18 protein-coding genes are annotated in these 15,667 nt (G+C 40.4%); 6 read left to right on the forward strand and 12 right to left on the reverse strand.

Features of this window, described 5'->3' with window-relative positions:
- Positions 1–25: 25 nt before the first annotated feature.
- Together PAARA_RS09705 and ccoG are read left to right on the forward strand one after the other, a co-directional pair.
- Positions 26–1,444, forward strand: coding sequence for a sigma-54 interaction domain-containing protein (locus tag PAARA_RS09705; RefSeq protein WP_062568844.1), 1,419 nt, complete (start codon positions 26–28; stop codon positions 1,442–1,444).
- A gap of 139 nt (positions 1,445–1,583) precedes the next feature.
- Positions 1,584–2,966 carry a cytochrome c oxidase accessory protein CcoG gene (gene ccoG / locus PAARA_RS09710; RefSeq protein WP_062568845.1) on the forward strand — a complete coding sequence of 461 codons (1,383 nt, stop codon included), beginning with the start codon at positions 1,584–1,586 and terminating at the stop codon, positions 2,964–2,966.
- Between the two features lie 26 nt (positions 2,967–2,992).
- Here the strand turns inward: ccoG and PAARA_RS09715 are convergent, their stop codons facing one another.
- From PAARA_RS09715 to PAARA_RS09725, 3 genes are all read right to left on the reverse strand, one after another.
- On the reverse strand, positions 2,993–3,409 hold the full coding sequence (locus tag PAARA_RS09715) for a hypothetical protein (RefSeq protein ID WP_062568846.1): 417 nt from the start codon (positions 3,407–3,409) through the stop codon (positions 2,993–2,995).
- Positions 3,410–3,579: 170 nt separating this feature from the next.
- Positions 3,580–4,500 (reverse strand): M14 family metallopeptidase, encoded by a 921-nt coding sequence (locus tag PAARA_RS09720; RefSeq protein WP_062569392.1) that lies wholly within the window; start codon positions 4,498–4,500, stop codon positions 3,580–3,582.
- A 63-nt stretch (positions 4,501–4,563) separates the two neighbouring features.
- Complete coding sequence (locus tag PAARA_RS09725; protein WP_062568847.1) at positions 4,564–5,154, reverse strand: hypothetical protein; 591 nt, start codon at positions 5,152–5,154, stop codon at positions 4,564–4,566.
- A gap of 160 nt (positions 5,155–5,314) precedes the next feature.
- Here PAARA_RS09725 and PAARA_RS09730 point away from each other — a divergent pair, with 160 nt between their 5' ends.
- Positions 5,315–6,352 (forward strand): AI-2E family transporter, encoded by a 1,038-nt coding sequence (locus PAARA_RS09730; RefSeq protein WP_062568848.1) that lies wholly within the window; start codon positions 5,315–5,317, stop codon positions 6,350–6,352.
- A 19-nt stretch (positions 6,353–6,371) separates the two neighbouring features.
- Here the strand turns inward: PAARA_RS09730 and PAARA_RS09735 are convergent, their stop codons facing one another.
- The 5 genes from PAARA_RS09735 to PAARA_RS09755 form a co-directional block, all read right to left on the reverse strand.
- Entirely contained in the window at positions 6,372–6,791 is a 420-nt protein-coding gene (locus PAARA_RS09735) for a hypothetical protein (protein WP_157066188.1), read from the reverse strand.
- The gene (locus PAARA_RS09740) at positions 6,778–8,115 is read right to left on the reverse strand and encodes an ATP-binding protein (RefSeq protein ID WP_062568850.1); all 1,338 of its coding nucleotides are present in this window, start codon (positions 8,113–8,115) and stop codon (positions 6,778–6,780) included. The genes PAARA_RS09735 and PAARA_RS09740 overlap by 14 nt, the downstream gene beginning before the upstream one ends.
- Positions 8,109–8,783, reverse strand: a complete 675-nt coding sequence (locus PAARA_RS09745) for a response regulator transcription factor (protein WP_062568851.1) — start codon at positions 8,781–8,783, stop codon at positions 8,109–8,111. The genes PAARA_RS09740 and PAARA_RS09745 overlap by 7 nt, the downstream gene beginning before the upstream one ends.
- Positions 8,784–8,785: 2 nt before the next feature.
- Positions 8,786–9,037: a PepSY domain-containing protein gene (locus PAARA_RS09750; RefSeq protein ID WP_062568852.1), complete on the reverse strand. Its 252-nt coding sequence runs from the start codon at positions 9,035–9,037 to the stop codon at positions 8,786–8,788.
- 160 nt (positions 9,038–9,197) lie between these two features.
- On the reverse strand, positions 9,198–9,497 hold the full coding sequence (locus PAARA_RS09755) for a YciI family protein (RefSeq protein WP_062568853.1): 300 nt from the start codon (positions 9,495–9,497) through the stop codon (positions 9,198–9,200).
- Positions 9,498–9,673: 176 nt separating this feature from the next.
- Here PAARA_RS09755 and PAARA_RS09760 point away from each other — a divergent pair, with 176 nt between their 5' ends.
- Positions 9,674–11,098, forward strand: a complete 1,425-nt coding sequence (locus PAARA_RS09760) for a sodium-dependent transporter (protein ID WP_062568854.1) — start codon at positions 9,674–9,676, stop codon at positions 11,096–11,098.
- A gap of 51 nt (positions 11,099–11,149) precedes the next feature.
- Here PAARA_RS09760 and PAARA_RS09765 read toward each other — a convergent pair whose 3' ends face one another.
- A complete protein-coding gene (locus PAARA_RS09765; protein ID WP_062568855.1) occupies positions 11,150–11,788 on the reverse strand; it encodes a CPBP family intramembrane glutamic endopeptidase in 639 nt (212 codons plus the stop codon).
- 58 nt (positions 11,789–11,846) lie between these two features.
- Positions 11,847–12,434: an inner membrane-spanning protein YciB gene (locus PAARA_RS09770; RefSeq protein ID WP_062568856.1), complete on the reverse strand. Its 588-nt coding sequence runs from the start codon at positions 12,432–12,434 to the stop codon at positions 11,847–11,849.
- Positions 12,435–12,596: 162 nt separating this feature from the next.
- Here PAARA_RS09770 and PAARA_RS09775 point away from each other — a divergent pair, with 162 nt between their 5' ends.
- Positions 12,597–12,896, forward strand: a complete 300-nt coding sequence (locus PAARA_RS09775) for an HU family DNA-binding protein (protein WP_338053563.1) — start codon at positions 12,597–12,599, stop codon at positions 12,894–12,896.
- A gap of 137 nt (positions 12,897–13,033) precedes the next feature.
- Positions 13,034–13,606, forward strand: coding sequence for a type 1 glutamine amidotransferase domain-containing protein (locus PAARA_RS09780; protein ID WP_062568858.1), 573 nt, complete (start codon positions 13,034–13,036; stop codon positions 13,604–13,606).
- Positions 13,607–13,668: 62 nt separating this feature from the next.
- Here the strand turns inward: PAARA_RS09780 and trpA are convergent, their stop codons facing one another.
- Positions 13,669–14,481 carry a tryptophan synthase subunit alpha gene (trpA, locus tag PAARA_RS09785; protein WP_062568859.1) on the reverse strand — a complete coding sequence of 271 codons (813 nt, stop codon included), beginning with the start codon at positions 14,479–14,481 and terminating at the stop codon, positions 13,669–13,671.
- The gene (gene trpB, locus PAARA_RS09790) at positions 14,478–15,662 is read right to left on the reverse strand and encodes a tryptophan synthase subunit beta (RefSeq protein ID WP_062565365.1); all 1,185 of its coding nucleotides are present in this window, start codon (positions 15,660–15,662) and stop codon (positions 14,478–14,480) included. Before trpB ends, trpA begins: the two co-directional genes overlap by 4 nt.
- Between the last annotated feature and the right edge of the window lie 5 nt (positions 15,663–15,667).

Raw genomic sequence — 15,667 nt, forward strand, 5'->3', positions numbered from 1 at the left:
ATATTTCGCGAATAGATATTTTGCTATGATTAAAGAATTTTTAAATGATCCAACTCTTTTATTAAATGCTGTAGGTGAAGGCATCTACGGCTTTGATTTATCGGGTAATGCAGTATTCGTCAATCCAGCTGCTGAGCGTATGACTGGCTGGAAAGCAGAAGAACTTCTAGGTAAAAAAATTCACCAATATCATCACCATACTCGTAAAGATGGCTCACCATACCCTGCAGATGAATGCCAAATATACTGTACCATGTTTGATGGTAAACACCGCCATGTAAATGATGAGGTATTCTGGCGTAAAGATGGTAGCTATTTTGCCGTTGAATATACTTCAACACCTGTTTACAAAAATGGCGCCTTGATTGGTGCTGTCGCGATTTTTCGCGATGTCTCAAAACAGCAACAAACTGAAGTTGCATTGCGCGATGCTCTAGCCCAAGTTCAGCACTTATCTGAGCAATTACAAGCTGAGAATGCCTATCTTATTTCTGAATTAAATGAAGACTGGCAGGGGTCGGGTTTAGTCGGGCAAAGTCATTCGTTTCAAAGTATGCTTGAGCAAATAACCCTAGTGAGTCAAACGAACAGTACGGTTTTGATTTTAGGTGAAAATGGCACCGGTAAAGAGCTGGTGGCAAGAAACCTACACCGTTTAAGTAGCCGCGCTGAGCAGCCATTTATTAAAGTAAATTGCGCAGCGTTTTCTGCAAATTTAATAGAATCAGAGTTATTCGGTCATGAGAAAGGGGCGTTTACAGGTGCTAATGAGCGCAGAAAAGGGCGTTTTGAACTGGCTGATAAAGGCACGCTATTTTTAGATGAAGTGGCAGAGCTGCCATTAGAAGCGCAAAGTAAGTTACTGCGCGTGCTACAAGAGCAAGAGTTTGAGCGCGTGGGTGGTAGCCAAACCTTAAAAGTCGATATCCGAGTATTAGCCGCAACTAATCGAAACTTATGGCAAATGGTTGAGCAGGGCAGCTTTCGAATGGACTTGTATTATCGCTTAAATGTGTTTCCTATTCGTGTTCCTGCGCTGCGTGAGCGCAAAGAAGACATTCCACTTCTCGCGGCAAACATAATCACTCAGCTTAACAAGCGCTTAGGTAAACAGCTAAAGGGGCTTAGCAAAGCAACGCTCACTAAGTTGGCTAATTATGATTGGCCTGGCAATATTCGTGAGCTACAAAATATCCTCGAGCGTGAAGCTATTTTATCAAAACAAGCTTTGCTACAACTCTCTGCACCTCTGAATAACGAGCAAACAAATGAGCAAGTTGTCTCGCTTGCTGCTGTACAAAAGCAGCATATTTGCGAGGTACTAAAGCGGTGTAACGGCCAAATATCAGGTGAAAATGGCGCTGCTACTTTGCTTGGTTTACCCGAAAGTACTCTTAGATCAAAAATGAAAAAGCTGGCTATAAAACGTAATTTCGCGAAATAACGCGGTTGTTCGTGATATTTCGCGGTTTTAAATGCCCTGAATGTAAAAATATTCTTTAATATCAATTATTTAATTTTATTTTTAGTTGGCCTGATAGTTGCTCTGTAAGGTTATTACCGACACAGAAGTAAGTAGCAAAATGAAATTTGATATTAAAGAGCAAGACTTAATCATCAAGCCCTACAACCAAGAAGGGCCGATTTATATCCGAGAGCAAAAAGGGCACTTCCAACGTATCCGCCGTTACTTAGGCTGGGTGCTGATGTTGACGTTTATCGCCATTCCGTGGATTCAGTATGATGGGCGTCAAGCCGTCTTACTCGACGTAGCAACACAAAAATTTAGCTTGTTTGGGTTAACACTGTTGCCTCAAGATTTTATGATTTTAGCCATGTTATTTATGACAGGTGCTTTTGCATTGTTTTTTGTGACGAACTGGTTAGGCCGAGTTTGGTGTGGCTATACCTGCCCGCAAACAATTTGGATGCTTATGTTCACTTGGGTTGAACATAAAGTCGAAGGCAACCGTAACCAACGAATCAAACTTGATAAATCCCCTTGGTCAGCAAGTAAGTGGCAAAAGAAAATAACCAAGCATGCTGTTTGGCTTGTCATCTCTTTACTCACTTCTATGTCATTTATGGCTTATTTTATACCTGCTAAGTCTTTATACATGAGTTTATTCACTCTTGATATGTCAGGGCTTGTTAGCTTTTGGGTTTTCTTATTCGCATTTTGCACCTATGGCAATGCCGGTTTTCTGCGCGAAAAAATGTGTACGGTAGCATGTCCATATTCACGTTTTCAGTCTGTGATGTTTGATAAAGACACGCTGGTAGTCACCTATGATCAAGAGCGAGGAGAATCTCGTGGTGCGCGTAAACGTAAAGCTGATCCAAGGGAATTAGGCTTAGGTGATTGTGTTGACTGTAACCTGTGTGTAGAAGTATGTCCAGCCGGTATTGATATACGCAACGGCTTGCAATATGAATGCATAAACTGCGGCTTATGTATCGATGCGTGTGACAGTACCATGGAAAAATTTAATTATCCAAAGGGGCTAATAAAGTACGCTTCAGAAAAGCAAATGGAAGGAAAAACAACAAACCCATTTAGATTAAAACTACTTGGATATGGCGGTTTAACGGCCTTATTTGTGGTTGCTATGATTGTTTGGGTCGCTATGCGCACGCCCATTGAAGCATCAGTTATTCGTGACCGTAATGCTTTGTATCGTGTTAACTTTGAAGGGCTGGTTGAAAACCCATACACTTTGTCAATCATCAATAAAACTCAGCATAGTTTGAGCTATTCAATTGGTATTACTGGTATAGAAGAAGCAAACCTACAGGTGCCAGAAGCGATAACGATTGATGCAGGTCAAATGAAGAGGGTGCCTGTTACCGTGGTTGCTGATGGGTATGAATTAAAGTCAAAGGTAACGCCAATTAGCTTTCATATTCAAGCACTAGAAGATGCAAGTATAGCGATAACCAAAGAGACAAAGTTCTATAAAAATTAATACAAATTAGACGACGAAATGGCTTGTTAACAAGCCATTTCAGCGAATTCAAGTTGTTTTAAAACATAGGCTTTGGCGCTTTGCAAATCATCAAATAAACAATCAAGAATTTGTATTGGAGCTTCAGCTTCTGCAATGATACGTTTCATTTGATTAAGTACAATTGAAGAACTGAACATATATGCTGTGGCAATACAGTTTGTACCCTGTAAAGCGCGAAATAAATTGGCAAAACTTCGTTCTGCATCAGGAGTCGTTGCAAGTAGGTGTGTAGAATGACTAATGTAAGCCCACGGACGCCCAGCTAAAGCACTGACATGCTTTTTTAAACCCGTAGCGAAGTTGTTGACTAAACGTGCGTTTATATTACCAGAAAATTGTCCAATAATAATTGAACCTTCAGTGATGATACTGACACTGCCATAGTGATTCTTAAATTCCAATTTGCTTCCCTTTCGAATTAAAAAGAGCGCGAATTTTATACAATTCACAGAACCTGTCTAGCTATTTATTGTACAATTCAAAAAAAGCATAAAAATTCTATTTTTATGCTTTTTTTCTGGGTTTTTGTTTTGCTTTTTTGTTTTAAATGAATAATTTAATTGTTTGGTATTTAAAGGTTGGATAACTTTTTGTTAACAATGTAGTCAAGAGCACCTGTAATTGCCGCTACTTGAGCATCGACACAAATTTCGCTACTTGCTTGAGGGCTATCAGGGTAAACCTCAGTTGTTGTAACAAATTTTGCATCAGTTAAGCCCATACATAAGCCGAGCTTTTTTGCTTCGTAATTAATCACACCAAACTGAGTTTGCGGCACACCAATCAACTGATTATTCTCATCACTTGGGGCGATGTGGGTAACTTTTTCAACTGATTTGATAATTGCCGTTTGGAATGCATGTTCAGGACGTTCGCTGTCAGCTACAAGATAAAATCCATCTGGTATATTCCAATTGTCATGTGTTTTGGCATCGCGGGCTGCAAGCGCTGGACGAAACTCGCTATTATCAGTGTCGGTTGTTTCATGGAGATCAATATGTGCGTAAGGTGCAATTGAATTATCAGCTAGGTACTGCATGATTGCTGCTGATTCTTGCGCAGGACTATTTTGATAAAAAGAGCGGTTTGGATCAGTTGCAGTCGGATTCCAACGGTTAATAGTTTCGTAACCCCAAGGGCTAATACAAGGTGCAATCAAAATATTAAAGTGTGAAAGGTAATCGGTAGCTGCTTTTTTGGCAAATGCTAATGCGCCGTGCACGCCACTCGTTTCATAACCGTGTACGCCACCTGTTACTAACACGCATGGTTTGTTATTTAGCCAATTTTTGCTTTTTAAAATGAAAAGTGGATAGCTATTAATGTCATAGTCAAGCGTACCATAGCGTTCAACATCGAACTTTTCTGATAAAGAATCTAGCTGTGATACAACATCATCTGAGTAGCTACGCTTTACTGATTGAAGCGCAAGCCATGCTTTTTTGTCTTCATCATTCCAAGGTGTACCAGGGGTTCCGATAGGATAACTCATAAAATACCTTATTTGGATTTGCTGCAAAAAAGCGAGCTTATCGAAGCGCAGCATGTCATGCAACTAGATGAGTTCAGTCGTTATATTTCCTTGTTCATATAACTTTGCGTGATGATGTTTGTGAATGTCGAATAAGTATTGACGCATTGCATCTTGGCCTTCACATACTTTAATAATTTTAGCGGCAATGCCTTTGCTGGTTGCTCTAACTGGTTTAGCTCTAATCATCACATGTTCTTGGTTGGGTAAGTTAAAAGCAAGTGTAATTTCTTGCTCTAAGACAGCCTCTGCATGTTTTGGTTGTAATAGTAGCCCAGTACTCGATAGTGATAAAATAACATACTTTTCTGTTTGCAGGTCAAGGTCGGGTGTCCGCCAACTCCTTTCAACTCCTTTTGTATCAATTACTTCGGGAGCGCTAAGAACCGGCGTTAATTGGCCTCTTTCATCTGTCGTGAACTCTAATGGAAACCACAATTGGTATATACCTACTTCTGCCAATAGTGTTAGCTTGGCATTTTTCAGCAATCCACTCAGTTTATCTGGTAGGTTGAGATTTAATGACATTTTAGTGTTGATAGGGTCATCAATACTTTGTTCAGCCTCAAACAGGCTATTAAAAAAAGACAACTCTTGCTCTGATAAATGCGTCATCCCTAGCTCCTTTTAAGTACGACTGCTCAATGGTAACTTAAGGTCATAGTTTGTTCAAATAATGTGTACAAAGTAGGCATTAACTGTGCCAGTTCTGTAGAGATTTCTTTTAGAGTCTATTTGACTTACACTGGAGAAAATAATTCACAAGGATTTTATTTTGTCGAGTTTGACTGGTGTAAATAAAAGTTTAGTTATCTTTGCTGCTTTAGTTGTTGTTTTAGCAGGTATTAAAGCTGCAAGTGTAATTGTAATCCCTTTTGTTTTGGCAGCTTTTATTGCCATTATATGTAATCCTCTGATCCGTTTTTTTGCCAAATATGGTATTCCCAAGGTTATTGCCGTGATTTTCGTCATGATGATGATTGTAGGTGTGGGGATAAGCCTTGCCGGATTAGTCGGCCAATCTATGACAGATTTCTCAGAGAACCTACCTGAATACAAAGCTCAGTTAAAAGAAAAGTTTGTGTGGGTTGTTAATGTGGCTGCCAGCTATAACATCCTGATTGATAAAGAGCAGATTATTTCTTTATTTGACCCCGGTAAAATGATTGATGTGGCTACAAATATGCTCACTGGCCTTGGTGGGGTAATGGCAAATATGTTTCTCATTATTCTCACGGTAGTATTTATGCTGTTTGAAGGGCCCATGCTAAGCAAAAAAGTACATATGGCATTAGATGACCCTGAAATGAAAATGAAGCAAGTTGATCGTTTTTTAGATTCAATTAATTCTTATCTAGCGATAAAAACGTTAGTAAGTTTGGGTACCGGCCTGCTTGCTGGTTCTATGTTGTGGGCACTTGGTGTTGATTACTTTGTGTTATGGGGGGTTGTGGCATTCATGCTCAATTATATCCCTAATATTGGGTCGATTATTGCGGCCGTACCGGCGGTATTATTAGCTTTAATAACACAAGGCCCGCTTGTTGCTGGGGTTATTGCGGGTGGATACCTAGTAATAAATACGGTTATGGGTAACATCGTTGAGCCTAAATTTATGGGTAAAGGTTTGGGTTTATCAACGTTAGTTGTATTCTTGTCTTTAATCTTTTGGGGTTGGTTGATGGGAACAGTTGGAATGCTGTTATCCGTACCATTAACTATGATAGTTAAAATAGCCCTCGAAACAAGCCAAGAAGGGCGTTGGCTCGCAACTTTACTAGGAAACGGTGAAGAGCTTAAATTAGATGACTAAAAGGCGCTGATGCGCCTTCTTACTTTAATGGGCGCTTTAACACACTTAGGTGCTGATTAAGTATGTTGATTTCACATTGTTTGTAGGTGATAGCTGCCTTAGTTGCATTTGGCATTTTCTGTAAGTAACGCCAACGGCAACTATCCTCTTGGTAGCTGGCTTGGTTTTTTACACTGCGTAAAAATATAGGTAATAGTTGGCTATTACCTGTATCTTCTTTTATCTTTTCCAGATCTAGAGTCAGTTTATTCACCCACATTTTTTGTTCGCGTTCCAAATCCGCAATGACTTTATCTAAGCAACGAATATATTGCTTTGTTTGAGCAGGTGTATTGCCGTGTAACGTGCATTGCTCTTGAGCATCGATAGAGAATGCTTGAAATGATATAAATCCTAAAAAAACTGTCAATATCGGGTGTTTCATATTATTTTTTATCACGATAGTTAAACTCTAAAATAAACTCAGCACCACCAAGCTTTTCGGAGTCACCAATTGTTAAGTGGCCATTATAAGAGTTTACTAAGTCCGACACGATAGCCATACCAACACCATGACCACTTTCATAAGTGTCCAATCGGGTGCCTCTTGTTAATAATGATTCACGCTTGTCAACGGGCACGCCAGGTCCATCATCACTGATACTGATTGTCAAAGATTTACTTTGCAAAACTTTGATGTCGACTTGTGAGCGGCATGCTTTACAGGCATTATCAATTAGGTTTCCTAACAATTCCATTAAGTCAGTTTTGTCACCTAAGAAGTAATCTTTCTCTGTTACTTCACAAGTAAAAATAATATCTTTGTCACGATAAACCTTCGACATGGCACTCAAAATTGAATCAATAATGGGCTTCACGAGAGTCTGTTTTTTCCATGTGTCAGACGCACCAGTGGCGGCTCGCTTTAATTGATGTTCGATCATCACATTGATGCGATCTAACTGCTCTTGAGCGTCAGCATCATTAGCAAGTGGGCTGGACTTCAGTACAGCCAATGGGGTTTTTAACGCGTGTGCTAAATCGCTTAACGAGGCACGATAGCGCTCCTTTTGACGTTGTTGCGACTCAAGTAATAAATTTAAATCTGCCTTAATTGTTTGTAGCTCAACTGGGTAAAGGCCTTTAATTTGCTGATTATCGCCAGACTCAATAGATTTGATCTCTTTGTCTAAACGTTGCAAGGGTCTTGCGCTCCAAACAAAACCGATGGCCATTAATGCGGCGATTGCCACGCCCATAACATACATCCAGTTAACCAATGTTTGTTTAAATCCATCCATTAGCCTTAGTAGCGCATCATTACGTTTTAGCAAAATAAACCGTGCATGTTCGGATTGATCTATGTTTTCTAGAATAACGGTCAGGGTAAGCTGCCAATAAACCACATTATTATATTCAACACGGCGAAAATCTGCTGAACCAGCTGGGGCTTCGAATTCGTCTGGAATAAAATTAATATTCGTTGCTGATTCAGAGTACCAAACAGGTAAATCCCCACGATAAATCATGGCGTAAGTATCTGAGTTTAGTCTGTTGAGTTCTGGTGTGAGAATGGTGCTTGGCATCACTATGCCGCGCTCTGTAAAGTCGACTTCAGAAATAAGTGAGTATAAATGGGCTTCGAGCGTTTTTTCGGTCGCTTCGACCAAGGAGGCGTAATAAGCCTTACCAATTGAGAAAAACAAAATCGGTAAGGCAACTAATAAAACAAAGACAAGGATAAATCCTTGTCTTACTTTAAGCGGTATTTGCGATGCTACCACTGACTTTTAAGCCTGTAACCACGACCACGTAATGTTTCTACAGGATTTAGTGTACCGTCGGGGTCAAGCTTTTTACGTAAACGAAGTACGAATACTTCAATTACGTTTGAGTCAAGATCAAAGTCTTGGTCGTAAATATGCTCAGTTAGCTCTGACTTAGAGATCACTTTTTGTGGGTTAACCATTAAGTACTCAAGTACTTTGTATTCATATGCTGTAAGGCTAAGCTCTCTGTCATCTACCCATACTTGCTGAGAGCGAGTATGAATTTTGATTGGACCAGCGGTCATTTCTGGGTTTGCTTTACCCGCACTACGGCGAATAAGTGCGTTACAGCGTGCAATTAACTCTTCAACATGAAACGGTTTAGTAAGATAATCATCAGCGCCCGCATCTAAACCTTCTACTTTATCTTGCCAACGGTCACGCGCCGTTAAAATTAAGATAGGAATAGTAATACCTTGTGCACGTGCTTTTGTGATCAGTTCAATGCCATCTACTTTTGGTAAGCCTAAATCGACTACTGCCATATCAAGAGGGTATTCTGTAATATGAAATAAACCAGCTTCGCCATCGTGACAAAGATCTACACTGTAGCGCTCTTTCTCAAGGGCATTACGTAAATTGTCTGCCAAGTGTAAATCATCTTCAATTACTAAAATTCGCATTTTTAATCCTTTTTCACTTCGCCAGTCTTTTTGTTCACATGGATATCGACCACGTGTCCGTTCGTTTTTAATATTCTAACGGTATATACTTTTTCTTGCTCTGTGATTTTGAGGGTTCTACCGTCTTCCGCTTTTTTTGCAATCAACACTGCTTGCTTTTTACTGACCTCATCAGCTTGCTTGTTACTTGCAGCTGCTTGAAAGCTCGAAAGTGCAAATAGTAGGCTAAAACTGAAGGCTAATAATACGCGCATGACGGGAAACTCCTAAACCAGACCCATTTAGTTTAATTAACCAAGTAACTAAAACTCAAGTAAAAACGTTAAATTATGTGATTTAACGAGATGATCTTAGTTAACAAGCAGTGAACAAACACTGAATTATTGCAGCAGGAAAGTTCACTCTAGTTAAAAATTAACCAAAGACCTTTTTAAATGGCTTTACAACTGAATTATCGTAAACGCCAGCTGCAATATAAGGGTCGTTTGCTGCCCATTCCCTTGCTGCTTCTAATGAATCAAACTCAGCAACCACTAATGAACCTGTAAAACCTGCTTCAGCAGGGTCTTCGCTATCAATGGCTGGTAGTGGGCCTGCTGTAAATAAACGATTTTGATCGTCTAACTCTTGAAGGCGAGCTAAGTGAGCAGGGCGAGCAGATTTACGTGCTTCCAAACTATTTTCAACGTCTGTTGAATAAATCATATACAGCATAATGTGTTCTCAATGTTATTTTGAAAAAATAGTAGCATATTCTGCTGAGTAGACGAGAGATTATTTGCGTAATAATCTTTACACAAACCCATATAACTTTAACTTATAAAGCTTGAAATACGCGGTATAACACTGGTAGAGTCGCTTGATTGAGAAAATAATAATAAGGTTTTTAAATGAGCGAAAAACGCGAGCATTTTAGCTCCCGCCTCGGTTTTATTTTAGCGGCAGCCGGTTCTGCTGTAGGTATCGGAAACTTAGTAGGTTTTCCTGTTTCAGCTACAAAAAACGGCGGTGGTGCTTTCCTGTTAGTCTATGCACTGTTTGTCATTTTTATCTGTTTACCTGTAATGATGGCTGAAATGGCAATGGGTCGTAAAGCGCAAAAAGATCCGCTTGGTTCATATAAATTATTAGCGGGCAATGATCCTAAATGGAACTTTGCGGGCTTCTTAGCGGTATTAACGCCATTTATGATTGCTGTGTTTTATATGGTGATTACTGTGTGGATTTTTGGTTATTTATCACAAACTGCATTCGGTAATCTAGATGCCTTGGCCCAACCAGATAACTTTGGCACCTTTATTAATAGCTATACCGTATTTGGTTATATGGCAGTGGTTGCTATCATTGTTAATCTGATTTTAGTTGGTGGTGTAAAAGAAGGCATTGAGAAAGCGGCTAAGTTTATGATGCCAGCTTTATTTGTGTTACTTACAGCACTTGTCGTGTATGTGTTAACGCTTGATAACGCGATGGCGGGTGTAAAGTACTATATCGTACCCGATTTTAGCAAAATGAATGCCAGTGTACTAAATGGTGCCTTAGCCCAAGCATTTTTCTCATTGTCGTTAGGTATGGGTATTTTAATGACTTATGCATCTTATATTTCTAAGAAAGACGACATTGTTGGTAGTGCTAAAATGGTTGCGGTAACTGATTCGCTTGTTGCATTTATTGCCGGACTAATGGTGCTTCCAGCTATTTTTAGTTTCAATCCAAATACCGACCCAAGTACGTTATCAGACTCATCAGTATCAATGATTTTTGTATACCTACCAAAAATCTTATTAGCATTACAAGCTGATATTGGCTACCTGGGTGCATCAATTGTTGCGTTTATATTCTTTTTATTGGTCTTTTTTGCGGCAATTACGTCACTTGTATCGATTGTCGAAGTACCCACAGCAACCTTAAGTGATCGTAAAGGCATTAGTCGTAAAAAAGCGTTGGCTATCCTAACCCTATCAACAGGCGTATTAACTGTGCTGTGTACTATGTCATTTGGTATGGTTGAGTCATTAACCAAATTTGTTAATTATGGCGGCGCAGATAAGAGTTTATTTGATATTGTATATGATGTGTTTTACGACACAATTTTACCGCTTAATGGCTTAATGGTGTGTTTATTCGTAATGTACCGCTGGAAAAAAGCAAACCTATCAGCAGAGCTAAGCCAAGGCTGTGACGGCTATATCGGTAGCTTTACAGAGAAGTATGTGAACTTTTCGCTATCAACGTTTATCCCTGCAATTTTATTACTCATTTTTGTAAATACCGTCGCAACGAAGTTTTTTGCATTTAGTATTTTCGGATTTTAAAAGCCAGCTCAATATTTAGCCGCGCACTTAGCCGCGGCTTTTTTATATTCGCTAAATAGCCCCTGCATCTAAAACATCACCTAGCCCCAAAGTAAACATCCAAAGCCCCCATAAGCTGTGTTCAATAACGCACGCAAAGGTCGAGCGGCTTTGCGCATAAGTGTAAGAAAATAATAGCCCACCTAAAAATGCCAGCAGTACGGCCAATACATTCGCATAGACAATGTGAGCTAACGCAAACACCGATGCACTGACAATGATACGCACGGTTTTACTTGGCATAATGCGTTTGTAGCGGTGGAAAAAGTAGGTTCTGAAAATAAGCTCTTGTGGCATCACCGATAAAATTGGGTAGAGTAATAGCAACATTAGCCAATCATAAAAAGAATTTCTGGGCATCGAAAACCAGTTTTCTTGATTCATGATGCCGTAAAACATGCCTGAGAATAGTGCTCCTAAAAAGAAGAAGCTAAACAAGCGACGTTTGACTGCACTAAATTCACCTAAGCTGGTTAACCTTAAGCGTTTGAAATGAGGATCAGACAAAAGCAACATGCTGCACACGGCCATTAAAATAATAAGGGCAGGTATAAGCCAGTTAGCCAGGTAGGCGCGTAGCAAGAAGCCTAAAAGCGGCAAAGAAACAAATATGAGGGTAAATTCAAACCAGCGGTAATGGTTAGCGTTCAATGTCGTCTCAGCGTGTTTTTTGTATACGCTAACAAGCTAAGACGACAGATTTATGACATTAAGATTGCTTTGAATCTTTCTCTTCATCATCTTCAGGTAAGTATTTGAAGAGCGTGATGATAGTGGCTAGTACGCACACAAAGGTAATCCCCATTAAGCCAAATACTTTAAAATTAACCCAAAAATCGAGTGAGAAATTATAAGCAATATAAATGTTTAGAGCTGATATACCACCGGTTACTGCAACCCAAAAGAGATTAAGTTTGTTCCACAGTGTTTCCGGTACCTTGATTTCTTGTTTACTCTCAGAGACATTTTCTAAAATCGAGCTAAGTGCCTTTTTTACCAAGTTTTTACCAAGCACATAGCGGCTGACTAACAAGGTAGCACTTAAGATGGCATACACAATGGTGGCCTTCCATTTCACAAACTGTTCATCATGAAAAACTAAGGTGAGAGTACCTAATACCACCGCGATGGCAAAAAACACCCAGTGACGGGTTGGCACTTTGCCGTCTTTAAAATAACAATAAGCAACCTGAATTAAGGTAGTTAGCATCAGCAATGCTGTTGCCCAATAAATATCAACTAATTTGAAAACCGCAAAAAACAAAATCAGCGGGATGTATTCAATAATCGCATGCATAGATTTATAAATGCTCTAATTTAAAAAGATACTGGGTTGTATCAAGTTATTGCTCAAGATACAAGGTTGACTTAGCTGCCCTGAAAGCTTAGCCTCCCGAGCAAATCTGGTCTAAACCGGTGTTTGGGTTATTTTACCTTATCTTTTTCCGCTTAACCTCAGATGATTAAGCGGCGTATTTTGGAGCATTTTATGAATAAAGCCGCGTTAGTGTCACAAATGGCTGCCCATAGTGAATTAACAAAAAAAGACACACAAGCTGCACTCAGCAGCCTGTTAAATGTCATCGAAAAGTCACTCTCTGAAGGTGACCAAGTGCAAATCAATGGTTTTGGTACGTTTGCCCTAAGTTATTACCCAGCACGTAAAGGGCGCAACCCACAAACTGGGGAAGAAATCGAAATCGAAGGCGCTAACAAACCTGTGTTTAAGCCTGCAAAGGCATTAAAGGATGTGTTGTAAGCAGTATTTGCAAGGGTGTTGTATATTTTACAGAGCTAATAATCAAAACTTTTAAATTAGCTCTTTAATTTCATGAGGTTAACTCTGGCATATTGTCTGCTGTAATTAACTTAGGTTTACCTAAATAAGGAGATAACATGTCAGATTTAAACAGCCAACTTAATGGTAAAAAAATTGCCATCCTCGCAACTAATGGGTTTGAGCAAAGTGAGCTATTGTCACCGCGTAGTGCTTTACTCGAAGCAGGCGCTTTGGTAGAGGTTGTGTCACTTGAACGTGGTGATATTACAGGCTGGGATGAAAACCAATGGGGTGAACGAGTCAGTGTGGACCGTGTAGTCAGCGAAGCAGACTCTGCTGAATATGACGCGTTATTATTACCCGGCGGCTTATTTAACCCAGACACACTTCGCCAGAATAGCGATGCGAAAGCGTTTGTTGATGGTTTTTTCAGTGCCGGAAAAAACAAACCCATTGCCGCGATTTGCCACGGCCCATGGTTACTAGCTGAAGTTAACAAATTACGCGACCGTACAGTAACGTCATACCCAAGTATTAAAACCGACTTAATTAATGCTGGCGCTAATTGGGTTGATCAAGAGGTGTGTGTTGATGAGGGTATAGTTACAAGCCGAAGCCCTGCTGATTTAGAGGCTTTTAACCGTAAGTTTATCGAAGAAATTAAAGAAGGCATCCACCGTCATCATTAATTACTTCTCATAATCAGTTAAACACAAAAAAGGGCCTTTAAGGCCCTTTTTTATATGATAAATTACTTAGTAGCTGCTTTCATACTGGCTACAAACTCTTTTAAACCAGTAAGCATCGCTGCTTGGTCATCCAGGTTTGCCTCGATGATTTTAACAACGGCCGAGCCTGAAATCGCACCAGCGGCCCCTGACTCGAGTGCTGATTTAACATCTTCTGGGGTTGATACACCAAAGCCTAATAAAGCCGGTGCAGCATGGTAATCTTTTAGCTTTTTAACTAATGAATCTGCTGGCATTTGCGCTTTGGTTTCTGTGCCTGTTACACCTGCGCGTGAAAGAAGGTATGTGTAACCACGACCGTATGACGCACACTCTCGTAAAGTGTCATCATCAGCATTAGGCGTTGCAATAAAAATTGGGTCGATGCCATTTTTCATTGCTGTTTGGCGAAATAGCTTTGACTCATGTAGTGGTACGTCAGCCACTAAAATTGAATCGACACCCGCTTCTTTAGCATCTTGATAAAACTTTTCGATGCCACGCTTAAACACCAGATTTGAATACAATAATAGGCCAATTGGAATATCAGCATTGTACTCACGCACTTGTTTAATGATATCAAAGCAATCTTGGGTATTGATGTTTTCATCAAGTGCACGAATGTTGGCCGCTTGGATCACTGGGCCATCAGCAATCGGATCTGAAAATGGAATACCTAGCTCAAGGGCATCGGCACCGCCATCAATTAAGCTTTTGATAATATCTACACTCAGTGCTTTATTAGGATCGCCAATAGTAACAAACGGTACAAAGGCACCTTGGTTAGTTTCGCTTAATGTGGCGAACAGTTGTCCGTAACGGTTAGTCTGGCTCATAGTGCGCCTCCTTCTGATAATACACTGTGTACGTGAGCTAAATCTTTATCGCCTCGGCCGCTTAGGTTAACCACTAAAATAGTGTCTTCGGTTTGTTGCTCGGCATATTTAAGGGCATATGCGAGGGCATGGCTTGATTCAAGCGCTGGAATAATCCCTTCGTTCTTGGCCAGTAGTTGAAATGCTTCAAGTGCCTCAGTATCAGTAATACCAACGTACTCTGCACGGCCTGTTTCATGCAAGTGAGCATGCTGTGGGCCAACTGCAGGGTAATCAAGACCAGCTGATACAGAGTAAGACTCTTCAATTTGGCCATCATCATCTTGCATAATGTAGGTATAAGTACCGTGTAAAATGCCTTTTGTGCCTTTACATAAGGTGGCACCATGCTGGTGGGTATCTAAGCCTTTACCAGCTGGCTCTACACCAATTAGTTTTACGCTTGGCTCATCAATAAAGTCTGTGAACATACCAATGGCGTTAGAGCCTCCGCCCACACAAGCAAGCACCGCATCCGGTAAGCGACCTTCAGCTTTAAGCACTTGTTGTTTTGCTTCTTCACCAATCATTTTTTGGAACTCACGCACCATGGTTGGGAATGGGTGAGGGCCTGCTGCAGTGCCTAGTAAGTAGTGAGCGTCTTTATAATTTGCTGACCAGTCACGCAGTGCTTCGTTGACTGCATCTTTTAAGGTGCCAGAGCCCGCTGTGACAGGAATAACCTCTGCGCCCATTAGTTTCATGCGAAATACGTTTGGTTGCTGACGTTCAACGTCTTTTGCACCCATGTAAACACGGCATTTTAAGCCAAGTAGGGCACAGGCTAGGGCCGTTGCAACACCATGTTGGCCGGCACCTGTTTCTGCAATCACTTCTTTTTTACCCATGCGCTTGGTTAGTAGTGCTTGACCAAGTACTTGGTTGGTTTTGTGCGCACCACCATGCAGTAAATCTTCACGCTTTAAATACAGTTTTACCTTAGGATTTTTAACTAAGTTACGTGTCAGTGTTAATGGCGTAGGGCGACCTGCGTATTCATTTAAAAGTTTTTCGAACTCAGCCTGAAAAGCTGGATCGTTTTGTGATTTATTAAACTCTGCTTCCAGTTGCTTGAGTGCTGGCACAAGCAGCTGTGGTACAAACATACCACCGAATTCACCGAAATAAGCTGGATTTTGCATTCTAA

It is taken from the genome of Pseudoalteromonas arabiensis (assembly GCF_001550155.1).
GTDB classification, from domain to species: domain Bacteria; phylum Pseudomonadota; class Gammaproteobacteria; order Enterobacterales; family Alteromonadaceae; genus Pseudoalteromonas; species Pseudoalteromonas arabiensis.